This window comes from Secundilactobacillus collinoides DSM 20515 = JCM 1123, from assembly GCF_001435975.1.
Classification (GTDB): Bacteria; Bacillota; Bacilli; order Lactobacillales; family Lactobacillaceae; genus Secundilactobacillus; species Secundilactobacillus collinoides.
This window is the reverse complement of sequence record NZ_AYYR01000001.1, coordinates 26,813-43,506: the sequence shown is the minus strand read 5'-3', so window position 1 is coordinate 43,506 and position 16,694 is coordinate 26,813. Positions and strand designations below refer to the sequence as shown.

Genomic DNA, 16,694 nt, shown 5'->3' with positions numbered 1-16,694 from the left:
ACTGTAAAATGACGATTTTATATATGTAAAAGTAAGGATCGGCATATCAATCCTTACTTCCACGAAACCTATCAGAACACACTCTCAATGTGATTAGACGGTGGAGCTACCATTTATTTAGAGTGTTGTGCCATTAGTAATCAACAGCTTAATGGTCTGAGTGTCGTTGCACGCTGCAATTTCACTCACTTATTGCTAACTTTGGTGAAATATTTCAATCCCTCAAAGTCAATTTGCAGCAACCATCAGCTTCGATCAATAACGCACCAACACTTTCAGTCATGGCACTTAGAAGCGCCACAACCCCACGCTATCAGTAATTCTTCACGTGTAAATCTCTCAAACGACGCGCTTATTTCGAGTTTGAAATGTAAGCGTGGCTAAAGTCCCATTGTGCACCGGTTGGGAAGTACTGGAGACCATGAACCTTTGACTTAAGCAGTTGCGCTTGAGTTTGTTGATACAGCGGCACGATCCCTTGTTGAGTCATCAACGTCTTTTCAGCGTTAACTAAATCGTCCCAACGGGCAGTCTTGTTGTTAGCGTCCTTGCCTTCAGCGTTTTTAACGTAGGTGTCATATGCGGTGTTCTTCCACTGACCACGGTTATAAGCGTTATCAGACGTAAACAGTGAGCTAAAGGAAATTGCATCTGGGAAGTCGGCGATCCAACCTCCGACAACCATGTTAAATTGACCCTTAGTTGACCGGCTCAAACGAACACTGAATGGCACGTTTTCAACGGAAACTTTTAATCCAGGAAGCTTTGACAACTCACTTTGAAGGAATTCAGAAGTTGATTTACCAGCTGGTGTATCATCAGCTAAAATGCTCAGTGAAACGCTTGACTTACCAGCTTGTTTCAAGCCTTTCTTCCAGTCGATCTTAGCTTGCTTGAGATTGTATTCAACACCTGATTTAACGTAGGCTGCAGATGCGAAGTCTGTTGACCCATTCTTAACCAAGCCCGTTGATACTAACCCCTTTGCCGGCTTTGACCCATCTGCCAAAACGTTATTTGCTAATTGCGTCTTGTTGATTGCCAATGACACAGCTTTACGAGCATACAAGTTATTCTTGAAGTAGCCGTTCTTACGTTGGTTCATTTCCAAATAGAAAGTAGATGCAGAATTTCTAAGGTGCATTTCCTTAGAGTTCTTTAACTGTTTGTACTGTGTCCCATCCGTAATGATTTCGTCAACTTTACCGCTTTGATACTGGCTAAGCCAAGTCCCTTGATCCTTGATAACTTGGAAATTGACCTTCTTAAGCTTCGTTGCCTTGGCATTCCAGTATTTCGTGTTCTTGACCAACTGCCAAGTGTTGTTAGTCCCAGTCCAGCCGGCTAACTTGAACGGCCCATCGTAGACAGCGTGACTCGAGTTTGACGCAAACTTTGAGCCATACTTGTTAACAATCTTTTCGTCCTGAGGATCAAGCGCTGGTGAACCGAGAATCCACTTAAAGTAGCTTTGTGGTCGTGACAACGTTACAACCAGTTTGTACTTACCTTCCGCCTTAACCCCAAGTTTAGACGGTGACATCTTACCTGTGTTGACCGCGGTATAGTTCTTAACGTGATCATACAAGTACGCATATTGTGATGCCGTTGAAGGTTTAACAGTACGTTGCCAACCGAAGACGAAGTTTTGAGCGGTTACAGGATCACCGTTACTCCATTTTGCATGGCGTAGCTTGAACGTCCAAGTCTTACCATCTTTAGAAATAGTATAAGACTTGGCGATCCCAGGCCGCACCTTGGAATCGGTCCCAATTCGTAACAAACCTTCATCAACGTTGTTCAGCGCAGTCCCACTCACGATATCAGTCGATTGTGACGGATCCATCGTTGGAATGTTGGAAGTTTCCACCCAATTCAACGTTTGATTACTGGCTAGGTTTTTACTACTGCTTTTAGACCCACACGCGGCCAATAAAAGTAAAGAAGCAGCAGAAACGGCACCCAGCTTTACAGCAGAGCTAAGTTTCATAAGCAATACAACCCCTTTTTACCGCATAAACATACTGACTTATGAATATGTAGTTAGAATGGTTTTATTGTATATTAGAAAACAATTAAAATCAATGACGGTTTATCATTTTCACGTGCTCATAACCACTTAATCCCCGTGTTGATTGCGCTCAAACGGTGCATATTTTTTCGTTACCGGTATATCTTTTCACGAATGAAACCGTTTTCTGCCAGGCTTTATTTATTTTATAAAACCATCTGACTGCTCTCATTCTATCACGAATGATGCTCGGCTAATACCTCACCTTATCAATACTTAACACCAAAATGTCACATTGCAATGGACATTAAAGACTGCCTGCAGGTCTGATCAATCTGTATTTTTCAAACACTATTTCTTAATAGTGCCGAATATTTCATTCATCTTAGAATTTGATGTGTTTCACAGCTGAGAAGGATTTCTAAAACGACCGGTTATCTTGGTCGTAAGTTGTATAAACAGGCGCGTCACGGCCCTTTTATGCCCTTTTAAGCCAGCTTTTAATCATTAGCATAGGACAGAAAAGTGAGTATTCCATCAATGAGAATACCCACTCGTCTAACCAACCTCAAAATTGGTCATTTCTACTATAATATAAACGCTTATTTAGAAACGTACATATTCTTGAAGTTAAATGGTGTCCCAGCGGTGTTGTAAATAACACCCTTAACTTTTGAGTTCAACATTTGCGGCATTGTTGCTTGGAACAGTGGAATGACACCCTGATCCTTCATCAAGATCTGTTCAGCCTTAACCATATCGTTCCAACGTGCTTGTGGTTTATTAGCATCCTCATTGCCGGCCTTTTCAACCAGTTTATCGTATGCCGTGTTCTTCCACTGACCGTTGTTGTATGAATTGTCAGAAGTCATAATATCCAAATCTGTCGATGGGTCTGAGTAATCAGCACCCCAAAGTGTTAAGACCATCTGGAAGTTGTGAGATGCAGACTTAGCCAACCGTTGCTTGTATGGAATAGCATTGAGTGAAACCTTAATCCCAGGTAATTCCTTTTGCAATTGACTTTGAACATACTCGCCAGTTTCCTTTTCCTGTGGCGTATCATCAGTCATCAGTGTAAAGGAAACCGACTTCTTGCCAATGGCCTTCAAGCCTTGTTTCCAAAGCTGCTTAGCCTTTGTTGCATTGTAAGACGTACCAGTACCGTTGCTGTCAGCATCCTTGGTAAAGTCAGCGCCAGTCTTCGGATTCTTTGCAAGCCCCTTTGTGACGAAGCCCTTGGCTGCAAACGAACCGTCAGATAACACGTCCTTCGTCAAAGATTTGCGGTTCAACGCATAAGAAATCGCTTGGCGAATCTTTTGGTTTTTGAAAGCAGGAACCTTTTTCTGGTTCATTTCAAGATAGGCAGACCGTGACATTGGCCGAACATTCATTTCTTTGTTGTTCAGCATGTTCTTAACTTGGTTCCCACTCAAAACAGCCTCATCAAGCTTACCGCTCTGGAATAGATTCAGCGCAGTTTGAGAATCCTTCGTTACTTGATCATTCAGGGTCTTCAAATGCACGTTCTTCGCATCCCAATACGTGTTGCTCTTAACCAACTTCCATGAATCATTGGTCCCAGTCCAGCCTTCGATCTTGAACGGTCCGTTTGAAAGAACCGCGCTGGCCTTGGTTCCATATGCCTTACCCTCTTTTTTAACAAAGGATTCGTCTTGTGGGAAGAATGGTACGTACCCGAGCAGTAACTTGAAGTATGGGATGTTCTTTTCCAAAGTAACAGTCAGTTTGTACTTCCCATCAGCCTTGATACCTAAACTGCTGACCGGTGCCTTACCATTCATAATCTTATCAGCATTCTTCACGCCATCAAAGATGTACGCGTACTGAGCAGCGGTCTTAGGATTAACCGTCCGTTGCCAGCTGTAGACGAAGTTTTGCGCGGTCACAGGGTCACCGTTGCTCCACTTTGCGTTTTTCCGCAAGGTGAAGGTCCAGGTCTTTTGGTCCTTGCTGATCTTGGTCTTGGTTGCCATCCCAGCCTCAACTTTGTTGTCCGTGCCCAAGTGGTACAACCCTTCGTTGGTGTTGTTCAGCATATCCATACTAATCTCATCAGTTGCTAATGAAATATCCATTGTTGGCAACTGTGAACTTTCCATCCAGTTAACCGTCTGTTTGGCTGCATAACTGCCATTAGATGATGAACCAGACTGCTTGCTACCGCATGCTGCAAGCGTCAATGCGACACCTGCGACCGCGGCTAACTCAGCGAGTCTTCTTAACTTCATTGTTCTATTTCCTCCTAAACACACACAATAATAATGACAAAAACACGTCATTCATAAACCCAAAATGAATAACGCATTAATAGTACATTAGTGAATAATTAAAATCAATAATGAATTTTTATATTTTTCAGTGTCACCTAACATGAAACGTTGGTACGTATATTGTTGTGACTGGTTTTAAATGTCAAAAAATAATTATGTAACAAAAGTAAGTGAAAAGAACGTATTAATTTATCATTAGGATTCGTTGATATGTATAGGTATGAAATAGTTGGGATTATTCAGTGTGTAATATTCAGTGCATCGTTAGGATGCTAACGTATATGATGGTGCATTACTTTGATATGATTGTTAGATTACTATTTTTGAATGTGAATACTCATGCACCAGTATTAATTGATTTTGTTGGAATGCTTGCATCTAGCCGTTTTTGACCACGCGCTAGTTCGACTAGTCTACATTTTCTAAAGGCCCCATCATCACAGACGTTTTGCTCTTTTGGCGTCGAAACGTGTTCCCAAAGGCAAGGAGTTGCACCTAGTGGCCGTCGACCGCAAAAGCCAGGTTCCGACTTTTGCGGTCGACGGCCACTGGGCGCCACTCCTTAACCGCCTTTCTCCACACTCTCTGTGTTATACTCAACTCATAGGAAATGAGGATGATAAAACTATGGATAACAGCGAATTAACACCGGTTATCAACATTGGCTTGAACACCGGTCGTGCCAATTTCAACTATGGGATGGCTGAATTGGCTGCTTTAAGCACTGCTAACAACATGAACGTTGTCGAACGCATCGATCAAAGTCTCCCCAAACCCATTGCAGCCACCTATTTTGGGACTGGGAAAGTTGAAGAATTGCGCGATATCGTGGTTGAGACTGGTGCAGAGATCGTCGTTGCTAACGATGAATTGACGCCCAGCCAGATTCGAAACTTAGAAAAGGTCGTTAAAGTTCCTGTGATGGACCGAACCGGTTTGATTCTTGCCATCTTTGCCAACCGGGCTCAAAGTCGCGAAGCCAAGTTGCAGGTTCAACTCGCAAAATTACAATACCAAATGCCCCGGTTGCATACCGCTGCTAACCAGAGTTTGGACCAACAAACTGGAACAAGCGCTGGCGGCGGCTTTACCAACCGTGGTGCTGGTGAAGCTCAGATCGAATTAAGCCGTCGGACCGTGCAACGGCAGATCAACCATGTCCGTCACGAACTCAAAGAAGTAAACCGTTCGGCAGAAGTCAAACGTCAGCAACGGGAAAAAGGCCACCTCCCTAACGTCGCCTTGATTGGTTATACAAACGCGGGCAAGTCAACCATCATGAACGAACTGATCAAACGCTTTGGGATGAACGATGATAAACAAGTGATGGTTAAAAACATGCTGTTTGCCACTTTGGATACAAGCGTGCGTCAGCTCCAGTTTGAAGATGCCAAAAAATTACTGTTGAGCGATACGGTCGGATTCGTTTCACAGCTGCCGACGACACTTGTCGAAGCATTCAAATCAACGCTGTATGAGGCAGCCAATGCAGACCTGCTGGTACAGATCGTTGACTACTCCAGCAATGACCGTGCCAACATGATGACGACAACTGAAAAAACGTTGCGTGAGATTGGTGTTCCCGACCTCCCAATGCTGACCGTCTTTAATAAAGCCGATTTAACCGACAGCGAGTATCCAACCCAGGCTGGTGATCAGCTAGTCATTTCAGCAAACGATGATGCCTCCATTGACCTGTTAGTTGACGCTATCAAGAAGAAGGTCTTTAAAAACTTTGTGACTGCCACCTTCCTAATTCCGTTTGATAAGGGCGATGTTGTTTCATACTTGAACGAACATGCCTCCGTCTTAAACACAGATTACAAGGCTGAGGGCACCGAAATGACCGCGGAAGTCACGGATATTGATTTTCAGCGATTCCAAAAATACTATGTATCGAGTGAAGCTTGATAGTGTTTTAAAATAACAATTTATGTAAATTAAAAGGGCCACGGAAGTGAATTTCCGAGGTCCTTTTTTGTGTCGGTTTTGAATAAAACGTTTTGACAAAATGCATACTTGGCTACTGTGCTAAACCGTTTGCTGCCACACGCTGTGTCCTAACTCATTCTCTTCTCCAAACTTCGCGAAACCAGCGACAGCGCGTAACATACCACGAAATACATAATCGCTAGCATCAGGAACATTGGTAAGATATAGCTCGTATTTTCACCGTAGACGATCTGAGCATTATGCATCAGATCCGGCAGCACAATGATGGTTGCCAACGACGTATCCTTGATCAGCGAAATGAATTGGCTGACCAGTGCTGGAATCATTTTCTTCATTGCTTGCGGTAAAATAATGTGCAACATCGTTTGGCTATAGCTTAAGCCGTTTGCCCGGGCGCCTTCCATTTGGCCAGTTGGAACAGCAATGATCCCCGACCGCACAATTTCAGCAATCATTGCGGATTCGAAGATGATCAGTGCCAGAATGGTTGCCCAAACACTTGATGGTCGCAACCCCAAGTTTGGCAAACCGAAATAGGTAAAGAAGATAATCAGCAGCAATGGCAGGTTCCGAATAATATCGATAATGAACCCCACAACTGGGGATAACACCTTAATGTTAAGGTAACGAATGATACCTAAAATTGTGCCAATGACGTAACTACCGGCAATCGATGCGATTGACACGATCACGGTAATCCAAAGGCCCTGAAATAAATAACGCATGTTGATCCACGAATAAGCGTCGATAAAGTCTTTCATGATCGCACCTCCCTATGATGCCAGTTTCTTTTCAAGATGTCTCATCCAGTAACTCAACGGCATCGTGATGACTAAGTACAAAACACCGACACACATGTAGGTGCTCATGGTACTCAGTGAATCCGAAGCAATGACGTTACCTTGATACATCAGATCAAACCCGGCAACGAAGGCCAGGACAGATGAGTTTTTAACCAAGTTAATGAACTGGTTGCCCAGTGGTGGAATCACGTAACGAAAGGCCTGTGGTAAAACGATATAGCGCATCGCTTGCCAGAAACTCAAGCCGTTTGCTCGAGCACCTTCCATCTGACCAGGATCAACGGATTGAATCCCGGCCCGAACAGTTTCAGCAATGAAGGCTGACGTATAAATGGTCAACCCAATTGTCCCAGCAGTGAAGCCGCCGATTTTAACCACAAACATCGGAATAACCACGAAGAAGAACATCGTGATAACCAGCAGTGGAATGTTCCGAAAGACTTCAATGTAAATTCGGGCGATCACCCGAAGAAATTTGATTGGGGTGGTTTCGAAAATTGCAAACATCGAACCAATGATCAAACTGAAGAACAGTGCGATCACACTACAGAGGAGTGTCTGGCCGAACCCTTGCAACAATTCGCCACCATAGTTTTGAAAGATTGAGATCAATGCCGTTCCATCTCCTTATAGTTAAATCCTTTGACGTTACCGAACCACTTCTTCAAGATGCGGTTATACTCACCGCTCTTTTCAATGGCCCGCAGCCCCTTATTCACATCGCCCTTAAACTCAGATTGACCTTTGTTAATCGCAATCCCATAAGGTTCCTTGGTAAACGTCCCGCCAACAACTTGATAGCCAGGGTTTTCAACGGCCATCCCATAAAGGATCCCGTTATCAGTTGTCAATGCCGCACCCTGACCAGACTTTAAGGCTGTCATGGCTTGCGCGTAATCGGTCAACTGAAGCACCTTAGCCTTTGGTGCATGTAAGGCCACATTTTGAACGGAGTTAGAACCCACGACCCCTAGGACTACGGTTCCCGTTTTGTTCAGGTCCTTAATGTTCTTAATTGGGCTGCCATCCTTTACCAGCAATGATTGACCGGCATCAAAATATGACTTGGAAAAATCAACTTGTTTTTCACGTTCAGGCGTGATGGTCATCGTTGCAATAATGGCATCAATGTTCCCATTTTTAAGCAACGGCATCCGGGTCTGGCTTGTGACTTGTACAAACTTTGCTTTTCCCTTTGGGCCTAAAATCTGTTTGGTAATTGCCTTAGCAATATCCACATCAAATCCCTTGATTGTATCGTCCTTCACATCCATCAACCCAAATAGCTTGGTATCGGCTTTGACCCCCCAAGTTATTGTGTTAGACTGTTTGGCTCTGGTCACCACGTTTTGCGCCGACAATGGTTTTGAGCCACAGGCTGTTAACATCACTAACACCACTAAGCTGGAGAGGACGATTCCGACTAATCGAAATACTTTCTTCATGTGATTGTCTCCTTTACTGGCTAGTGTGTAATGATCTTACTCAAGAATTGACGAGCCCGGTCGTTTGATGGTTGACCGTCAAAGAACTTCTCCTTACTATCGTCTTCGAGAATTTGGCCATCAGCCATGAAAATAACCCGGTTGGCCACTTCACGCGCGAAGCCCATTTCATGGGTCACAACCAACATGGTCATGTCAGAGTCGCGGGCAATATCCTTCATAACATTCAACACATCATCGATCATTTCAGGATCCAGCGCACTCGTTGGTTCATCAAACAGCAGTGCCTTTGGCTTCATGGCCAATGACCGTGCGATAGCGATACGTTGTTGCTGACCACCGGAAAGCTGAGCAGGCAACTTGGGTGCTTGGTCGGCTAAACCAACACGATCCAAAAGTTCCATCGCAAATTTCTTGTTTTCTTCTTCAGGTCGTTTTAAAACCAAGCGCGGTGACAACATAATGTTTTCCAGGATTGTCTTATTCGCATAGAGGTTAAAGTGTTGGAACACCATCCCAACATTCTTACGAATCCGGTTCATATCCGTCTTCTTTTCAGCCAGATCTTGACCGTTAACGATCAACTGCCCCTTTTGAATGGTTTCCAAGCCGTTAATGGTCCGAATCAGTGTTGACTTACCAGAACCAGATGGACCAATAAGCACAACCGTCTCGCCGTTATCGATCGTCAGGTTAATATCGTGTAAGGCGTGATAATCGCCGTAGTATTTTTCTACGTCGTGAAATTCAATCATTGACATACTTTTTTCCCTCCACCTTGCAAAAATAACAGAACGGCAAGTCAGCAACCCGCCGTTCTGTGAGTTTCTTTAATTACAAATGTTCAGAATAATCATCAAAACTGCTGTTTGAGATTTCATACACTTTTAATTATAACTCAATAATAATTCTAAACCATTATCCCTTTTTGGTCAAAATAATTATCTCCATAAACTGCTGTATATTGCGTTTTACTTGCTGAATACCGTTCTCATAACCGCTCTATACCGCGAGAAAGAACAGCCAAAAACCGAAATTTTATTCACAAAAAAAATTTCTCATTCATCTTGATGAGAGTTCAATTAAAATGTTAATGAAATATTTTCATTAGAATGGCTAAACGTGGAAATGTCAGGTTGTGTTTCAAACCACACCCGCAACGTATCGCTCGTTGTTGACACGAGTAACAGATATGAAAGGCAAAGCACAGTAAAAAACACTCAGTTACCACAGGACGTACCTGCCAGTTACTGAGTGTCTTTTTGGTTTTACTAACGCATTAATGTCTAAACCGTGACATCCGTGTCGGTTCATCATTAGTCGTATCGTTGTCCTCCCGCGCATCACGTGTGTCGGGTGCCTCATACTGGGGTGTCCGTCCAGAAGATTGACTGGCAGCCGCGCGACTGTTGCGTTCGCGAGAATATAATTGTGACGCGCCATTATCAGGTTGTTGGTAAGTACGCGTTGGCGTGGAGAGTGGCGGCGGCGTTGTCGCCTGTTCTTCGGCCTGTTTTTCATAGGCTAACTGTACCCGAACCGCGTACGGTGCCTGTTTTTCCATTGGCATGTTGCGGCCCATTTCCATGTACGGGCCACCGACCAAAATAACGTTTGCCAAGTACAGCTTGACCCGGTCTTGAATATCATTGATCGATTGCAAACCGACCGTGGTCACGGTTCCGACCTCAACCTTTTGTGATTGGTTGACACCAGCCAAAACAACAAGGTCGTCTCCCTGATGACTGAGCTCGAAGTACGGCATGTTGACACCTAGCCCGATGGCGTACACCGGCTTGTGCTGTTTTTCGAGTTGCATGGCCAGCTCACGTTGACCTAATCCTGAATAATCGGGCTGCATCAGATTAAGCTGTTGCAAGTGCGCCGCTATTTCGTCGATATTGCGCTGTTGCGATAAGGTCACCTTGACCTTTCCGGGTAGGACCTTCTTTGAATCGAAGTATCCGTTTGCCGGAATGTTGTTGAGCATCCCGTTGCCCATTTGTTGTTGGGCGTTGGCAGCTTCCTTGCGATTTGCTTCTGCTGCCGGATTGCTCCCAAATGGTTTCCCCATCATCTTTTCAATTTTTGGTGAAATATCAAACGGTGGTTTCTTTTGGGTAAAATAGTAAAAAACGTTCATCACTGTAAAGTAGGCCAAAATCAAGCCCACCAATAAAATGCCAATTCCTCGGAGCCAGTAGCCGTTTTGAATCCATCGTATTGCAACGTACAACAGATATATAGTTCCCAGCGCGCCGACGATGGTATAGATCCGGTTCTTCAACTTTACGTTAATGTTGAAATAACCCAGATAATGGTTAATCATGTCAAGTAAGCTAAACAAGGGCGTAACCCTCCTCACCTTGCGTATTTTGTCTAGTAGCCACTAGTTGTTGTTTGATCACTTGATGTTCCAGTCGTGTCACCGCTCGTATCCGTCGTTGCGGTATCCGTTGTTGCTGAGTTGGAATACGTAGATGAAGACGATGCCGTGGTTGGCGTTGAAGTTGACTTGCTCGTTGTCCCAGTGGACTTTTTAGAAGTTGTCCCGGTTCCGGAATTCGTCGTGGTCGTCGCGCTGCTGGTATCCGTCGAAGTCGTGCTTGAACTTGCGGCTTCCTTCGAACTTTCCGCAGCCTTTGAGCTGGATTCGCTTGCCTTTTTCTTAGACTCACTCTCAGCCTTCTTCTTGGAAGCATCCTTTGCCTTACTTTCAGATTCTGATTTCTTCTTTGCAGAATCAGACATTGACTTCGACCTAGCATTCGAATCCATCGAACTGCTTGATGCAACGGTCGCCGTTTTGGTAGTCGGTGTCCCTTCACTAGAGTGACTAACTTTGTTAACCACCACGTTAGTTGCACTCAATGCCAATGCAATTGAAAGAATTGCAAAGGGGGTTAAAAATGGTGGCGTACGATATGCCATAAAAATGGCACCTCCTTTAAAATAGTTTCCTATACCATTATTATCTCATACAACTCTAAAGAATTGCTGAGCTTGTTTTCATTAATTAAATACGATGTCTTTGAATAGTATACCAATTTAAGTCCAAAGAGGGAATACCCGCAACTCTATTTTCAATAAATGCCGTTGTAACTCCAAAAAATAAAACCCTCCTTGGCAGGTAATTTATCTTATGCTGTCATTGATACTATTAGTCTAACATCTAATGTAAACGACAAACTATAATATTAGGTTAAAAACCTTTAGTGAACCTAAAAAGAGTGTGGAAGGAAGCGTTTAGGGGGCTCCTGGAACACGTTTCGTTGCCAAATGAGCAAGACCACCATTCTGAACGAGTCTTTAACAAAAAAATTATAAGAATGTGAAAAAAGGCGTTTTGAAGCCGGCGCCCCTGCTTCCTGGAACACGTTTCGACGCCAAATGAGCAAAACCACCATGCTAAACGAGTCTTTAACAAAAAAATTATAAGAATGTGAAAGAAAGCGTTTTGAAGCCAAAGCAAATCCCCACCACCAAAAAAACTAGCACCCAACAAAGCGGTGCTAGCCCTTAAACCGACGCTAATTCCTGACGGCATTGTGCACACAGACCATAAAGTTCGATCCGGTGCCCTACGATTTGATAACCAGGTAACTGTTCTTGAAAAACATCGAGCGGACATTCTTTTAGTTCAGTTACTTTACCACAGCGCTGACAAATAAAATGGTGGTGATGCAGGTGACTAAAATCACACTGATATTTTACCCGTGCTTGTTCACCTTCGACCTGCTGTTCAACCATGCCGGCCTGTTCAAATTCCTTAATATTACGGTAAATCGTGTTATGACTCATACCAGGAAACTGCTGGCGCATATAGTCATCTACTAGGGTAACGTCGTGATAGTGATCCTGGTTTTCCAGAAGATAAGTCAACAATGCCTTGCGTTGTTTGGTGACCTTCAAGTGGTTCTTTTTTAAAACATCAATTGCTTGGGTTAAAGTTTGTTGCATGCTGTGCCTCCTCTGCTAAGGCTGGTATTGCATGGGAAATTGTTCACTTTCCCAGTTTTACCGATTCCCTCGCAGCTAAATAATAATCATTACTTTTTAGTAGTCTAACATACTTTATCGGGAGACAAAACGATTAAGCCTGCGGTGATTTGGTTTCAATCAAACTCGAGATAAATTTGTTTAAGCGTAATTGCGTCTTTTGCCAATCATCATTTTGCATGATTTTAGCGACACCCTTCAACGCTGCCGGTAACTTAAGATCGCGGCGATATTCGTCACTCTTAAGTCGATTTTTGACCATTTCCAGCTGGTCGCCGCGCTGTTTTAAACGTTCTTCTAATAACAAGGGATGGGTAACGGTCAAAAAGAGCACGGTCACCCGTGACTTTAATTCATGGACATACGTTTCAGCACCCTTAGTGTCCAAAACGATGCTGACCACATCCGACTTTGAGAACGCGCGTGCTAGGCCTTCCAGCGATGACCCATACTGATAATTCGCATAGGTCACAGACTCCAAGTAGTGATTCTGCTTAAACGTTTCCGGCGTTTCAAAGTAGTAGTCCACACCCTCCTGCTCGCCCGGTCGTTTAGGTCGGGTCGTATGCGTGATGATGCGTGGAATATTAAAGTGTTCGGTGAGATAACTGCTCACGGTTGTTTTGCCGGTACCTGTCGCACCGGTGATCACAATAACGCGTTTCATAGGCGCTCTCTCCATTAATTTCCGGCCGCGATCTTCATCGTAATATATTGATGGGCCCGCTTAAGTAGGTTCTTTAAATTGTCATAAGTCAACCGGTCAACCGCCTCATCAACTGGCAGCCAAGCCGTATCTGCAATTTCAATGTCCTGCTTCGTAATGGTAACATCGTCAGCAACTTCACTTACAAATAGGTGCACCTCTTTGTGGTTACCATTGTTCATATCATACTGTAACTCGTCATGGTAAGTAGTATCTAACTCAACGGTCAGCTGCGTTTCTTCCTTTATTTCCCGTAACGCAGTGTCCGCTAAATTTTCACCCGCTTCAACGTGACCCTTAGGAAAGCCCCAAAAATCACTGGTGGCACTCTTCAACAATAAGTAGTAGGGTTTACCATCCCGAACCTGATAAACGACCGCACCACTCGCAACTTCTGTCGTCATATAAATTCCTCCTAAGGTAATAAGTGATTGCTATCTATTTTAACGATTTTAACCATTAAAGTACAGTGAGGAATACGGTTATGTGCCATTATTTGGTCAGAATTGCATGCCATCTCGCGGGTGCTCATCCAAGCAGCCTTTTCTTTGCTCAATGACCTGGCAGCAACCCATCTAACAATTTGGGGAAACACGATTGCTAACATTGCCGTGACAGTTTGCTTCTGACACATTATCAAGTGGGCGCGCCCAAGCGCCTCCAGTTAACTGCCTTGCTTCACGCCCTGAACAAAGTTAAAATAGACTTAGCTTTCTAGGAAGTATTTAATTGTTGGAGGAACGCACATGTCACTTAGAGCTCGTATTTTTCGCCGGGAGCGGATCGACCGGTATTTGGAAACGGATAAGCACTTTGCTAAAACCATGAGTGCAGTCGATTTGATTTCCTTAGGGATCGGCGCTGTTATCGGGACTGGGATCTTTATTTTGCCCGGCACCGTTGCCGCTACAAAAGCAGGTCCCGGCATTATTCTTTCCTTTATTGTTGCGGCCGTTGTCTGCTCTACCGCAGCCATGTGCTATGCTGAGTTCGCCTCGGCCATTCCAGTTGCCGGAAGTGCTTATTCTTACGGTAATTTGGTCTATGGCGAAATTGTCGGCTGGGTGCTTGGCTGGGCACTGATTCTTGAATATGTTTTGGCTGTTGCCGCCGTCTCCAGTGCTTGGGGTGCCTATTTCAAGTCGTTCATGCGCGGCTTCGGCGTTAATATCCCAGCAGCCATTGTGGGTGCATTCGATCCGGCTCAAAAGGAATTCGGAAACTGGTTTGCCATTATTATTGTTGTCCTCATTTCATTGATGCTGGCGCACGGCATGCGGACTTCTGTTCGGTTAAACAACATTATTGTTTTTGTCAAAATTGCCATTATTCTGTTATTTATCGTAGTCGGCGCCTTTTACGTGAAGCCAACCAATTGGCATCCGTTCACCCCATACGGCGTCCATGGTGTCTTTGCCGGTGCATCAGCCGTCTTCTTCGCTTACCTTGGGTTTGACGCAGTCTCTAGTTCGGCTGCCGAAGTGAAGAATCCAAAACGCAATATGCCTGTCGGCATCATCGGAACGTTGATCATTACCACGGTTCTGTACGTCGGTGTTTCCATCGTACTGACAGGGATGATCAGTTATAAAGACCTCAACGTTGCTGACCCCGTTTCCTTTGCGCTCCAATTCGTTCACCAAAACTGGATCGCCGGAATCATTTCACTTGGTGCGTTGGCCGGGATGTTTACCATGATGGTCACTATGATCTACAGTTCTTCACGTCTCATTTACTCCATCGGCCGGGATGGCCTGTTACCAAAGTTCTTAGGCAAACTTGATTCAAAGGGATTACCAAAAAATGCGCTGATCACAATCACCATCGTCATCAGTATTATGGGTGGTTTTGTGCCCCTCGACCAATTAACTAACCTTGTCAATATTGGGACGTTAATTGCCTTCCTGTTTGTCTCATTCGGAATCATTCCGCTTCGACACAATAAGGAAATTGAAAATGACCAAGGATTTGAAGTGCCATTTTACCCCGTGTTGCCAATTATCTCCGGTCTGTTGTGCATCTTCATGCTGACCCAGCTTCAAGCCGAAACGTGGATCGCCTCACTTATCTGGTTTGCGTTTGGTTTGATCTTGTACTTCAGTTACGGCATGAAACACAGTCGGTTGAACAATCCGGATGAAATAGAACATGATTAATCAAAAAAACGTCCTCTCAATGAGGGCGTTTTTTTATGATTCGTGTGTCGTGTCCGGCAACCGGTTGATAGCCTGTTTCAGCATCAAAGGTGCCAGTAAAGTGGAAAGTACAATCACAATGATCACTTCTGAATAGACACTGGCATGCAATAAATGGGCCTGATACCCTATCTGTGCAATAATAAGCGCCATTTCCCCACGTGAGACCATTCCGGCACCCACCACGTAGGCACTATTCCAACTAAAGCCCAGTAATTTGGCGCCCAATCCCCCACCGATCAGTTTCGTCAGTAAAGCTAGAATCGTCATCACAACGATAAGTGAAATGTTGCGCCAAAAATGGTCAAAGTTCATTTCCAGACCAATACTAACAAAGAAAATTGGGATAAAGAACGCGTACCCAATTGGGTTAATGTTGGCACTCACTTCGCTATGGGCTTTAGTTTGAGCAATCGCAATCCCTGCAAAGAAGGCACCGATAACGGCACTCAACCCTGTCAAATCAGCTAAGTAGGCCATACCAAGACAGATAACCAAAGAAATAATCGGCACCGCTTGCGGTACTGCTAAATGTTCAAACAATCGTATCAAGAATGGTGCAAACCACCTGATCAGCAAGTAGACCAGCACGAAATAAACAGCCTGTTCGACAAGACTCACCCACAAGCTGGGGGACCCACTAGTTTGGTTCACATTACCAAACATGCTGACGAAGACACTCAGAATCAAAACCGCCATAATGTCGTCCACAACAGCGGCACCAAGGATCGTCGCGCCCTCTTTCGAGTTTAATCGTCCGAACTCCCGGAGCACTTCGACACTAATTGACACCGACGTTGCTGCAAAGACCACACCCCAGAAAACCGCGCGTTCGAAACTTTGGTGCATGAACTCGCCGTAAATAAAAAAACACACCATGGGGAGAATTACGCCAAATGTTGCTACGCTTAAGGCTGGTTTAAAGTACTTTTTTAATAACTTGAGGTCACTTTCCAAGCCGGCCATAAACATGAGGATCACAACCCCGATCTCCGCACCGGCATCCAGCAACACGTTGGGATGTAACCAACCAAGTGCTGCCGGCCCAAGCAAAATGCCCACCAGTAATTGACCAATAACTATCGGAATGCCGATTCGTTCACTAATGGCACCGGCAATTGTGGTGGTAAATAAAATTAAGGCGATACCGCCAATGTAACTCATGGAAAACCCCTTTCAATCAAATCGCAACACTATTGTCTTATTATAGCATGACCAATCGTCAAACATCGACCAGCACGCACCTGCCCGTGCGGTATAATAAAACAGTACATAAAATTAGAGG

Annotated in this window: 14 protein-coding genes; 2 read left to right on the top strand and 12 right to left on the bottom strand. The window is 44.4% G+C overall.

Annotation, left to right across the window (positions count from 1 at the left end; translation table 11 throughout):
* Window positions 1-352: 352 nt before the first annotated feature.
* Together FC82_RS00200 and FC82_RS00195 are read right to left on the bottom strand one after the other, a co-directional pair.
* Entirely contained in the window at window positions 353-1,990 is a 1,638-nt protein-coding gene (locus FC82_RS00200) for a peptide ABC transporter substrate-binding protein (protein ID WP_056995890.1), read from the bottom strand.
* Between the two features lie 623 nt (window positions 1,991-2,613).
* Window positions 2,614-4,266 carry a peptide ABC transporter substrate-binding protein gene (locus FC82_RS00195; RefSeq protein ID WP_056995889.1) on the bottom strand — a complete coding sequence of 551 codons (1,653 nt, stop codon included), beginning with the start codon at window positions 4,264-4,266 and terminating at the stop codon, window positions 2,614-2,616.
* A 669-nt stretch (window positions 4,267-4,935) separates the two neighbouring features.
* Between FC82_RS00195 and hflX the strand changes: the two genes are divergently transcribed.
* Entirely contained in the window at window positions 4,936-6,219 is a 1,284-nt protein-coding gene (gene hflX, locus FC82_RS00190) for a GTPase HflX (protein WP_056995888.1), read from the top strand.
* 149 nt (window positions 6,220-6,368) lie between these two features.
* Here the strand turns inward: hflX and FC82_RS00185 are convergent, their stop codons facing one another.
* The 9 genes from FC82_RS00185 to FC82_RS00145 form a co-directional block, all read right to left on the bottom strand.
* Entirely contained in the window at window positions 6,369-7,022 is a 654-nt protein-coding gene (locus FC82_RS00185; protein WP_054760301.1) for an amino acid ABC transporter permease, read from the bottom strand.
* A gap of 12 nt (window positions 7,023-7,034) precedes the next feature.
* On the bottom strand, window positions 7,035-7,676 hold the full coding sequence (locus FC82_RS00180; RefSeq protein WP_054760299.1) for an amino acid ABC transporter permease: 642 nt from the start codon (window positions 7,674-7,676) through the stop codon (window positions 7,035-7,037).
* Window positions 7,673-8,509: a transporter substrate-binding domain-containing protein gene (locus tag FC82_RS00175; RefSeq protein WP_054760297.1), complete on the bottom strand. Its 837-nt coding sequence runs from the start codon at window positions 8,507-8,509 to the stop codon at window positions 7,673-7,675. The genes FC82_RS00180 and FC82_RS00175 overlap by 4 nt, the downstream gene beginning before the upstream one ends.
* A 20-nt stretch (window positions 8,510-8,529) precedes the next feature.
* Window positions 8,530-9,270: an amino acid ABC transporter ATP-binding protein gene (locus FC82_RS00170; protein ID WP_056995887.1), complete on the bottom strand. Its 741-nt coding sequence runs from the start codon at window positions 9,268-9,270 to the stop codon at window positions 8,530-8,532.
* A gap of 518 nt (window positions 9,271-9,788) precedes the next feature.
* Window positions 9,789-10,856 carry a DUF6681 family protein gene (locus FC82_RS00165; protein ID WP_065101474.1) on the bottom strand — a complete coding sequence of 356 codons (1,068 nt, stop codon included), beginning with the start codon at window positions 10,854-10,856 and terminating at the stop codon, window positions 9,789-9,791.
* Window positions 10,857-10,888: 32 nt separating this feature from the next.
* Entirely contained in the window at window positions 10,889-11,440 is a 552-nt protein-coding gene (locus FC82_RS00160) for a hypothetical protein (RefSeq protein WP_056995886.1), read from the bottom strand.
* 588 nt (window positions 11,441-12,028) lie between these two features.
* Window positions 12,029-12,469 (bottom strand): Fur family transcriptional regulator, encoded by a 441-nt coding sequence (locus FC82_RS00155; RefSeq protein ID WP_056995885.1) that lies wholly within the window; start codon window positions 12,467-12,469, stop codon window positions 12,029-12,031.
* 133 nt (window positions 12,470-12,602) lie between these two features.
* On the bottom strand, window positions 12,603-13,175 hold the full coding sequence (locus tag FC82_RS00150) for an AAA family ATPase (RefSeq protein WP_054760287.1): 573 nt from the start codon (window positions 13,173-13,175) through the stop codon (window positions 12,603-12,605).
* Window positions 13,176-13,189: 14 nt separating this feature from the next.
* Complete coding sequence (locus FC82_RS00145) at window positions 13,190-13,618, bottom strand: bis(5'-nucleosyl)-tetraphosphatase (protein WP_054760285.1); 429 nt, start codon at window positions 13,616-13,618, stop codon at window positions 13,190-13,192.
* Between the two features lie 342 nt (window positions 13,619-13,960).
* Between FC82_RS00145 and FC82_RS00135 the strand changes: the two genes are divergently transcribed.
* Complete coding sequence (locus FC82_RS00135) at window positions 13,961-15,370, top strand: amino acid permease (RefSeq protein WP_054760281.1); 1,410 nt, start codon at window positions 13,961-13,963, stop codon at window positions 15,368-15,370.
* Window positions 15,371-15,403: 33 nt separating this feature from the next.
* On the opposite strand, the gene FC82_RS00130 is transcribed toward FC82_RS00135, so the two are convergent.
* The gene (locus tag FC82_RS00130; protein WP_056995884.1) at window positions 15,404-16,573 is read right to left on the bottom strand and encodes a cation:proton antiporter; all 1,170 of its coding nucleotides are present in this window, start codon (window positions 16,571-16,573) and stop codon (window positions 15,404-15,406) included.
* Window positions 16,574-16,694 lie beyond the last annotated feature (121 nt).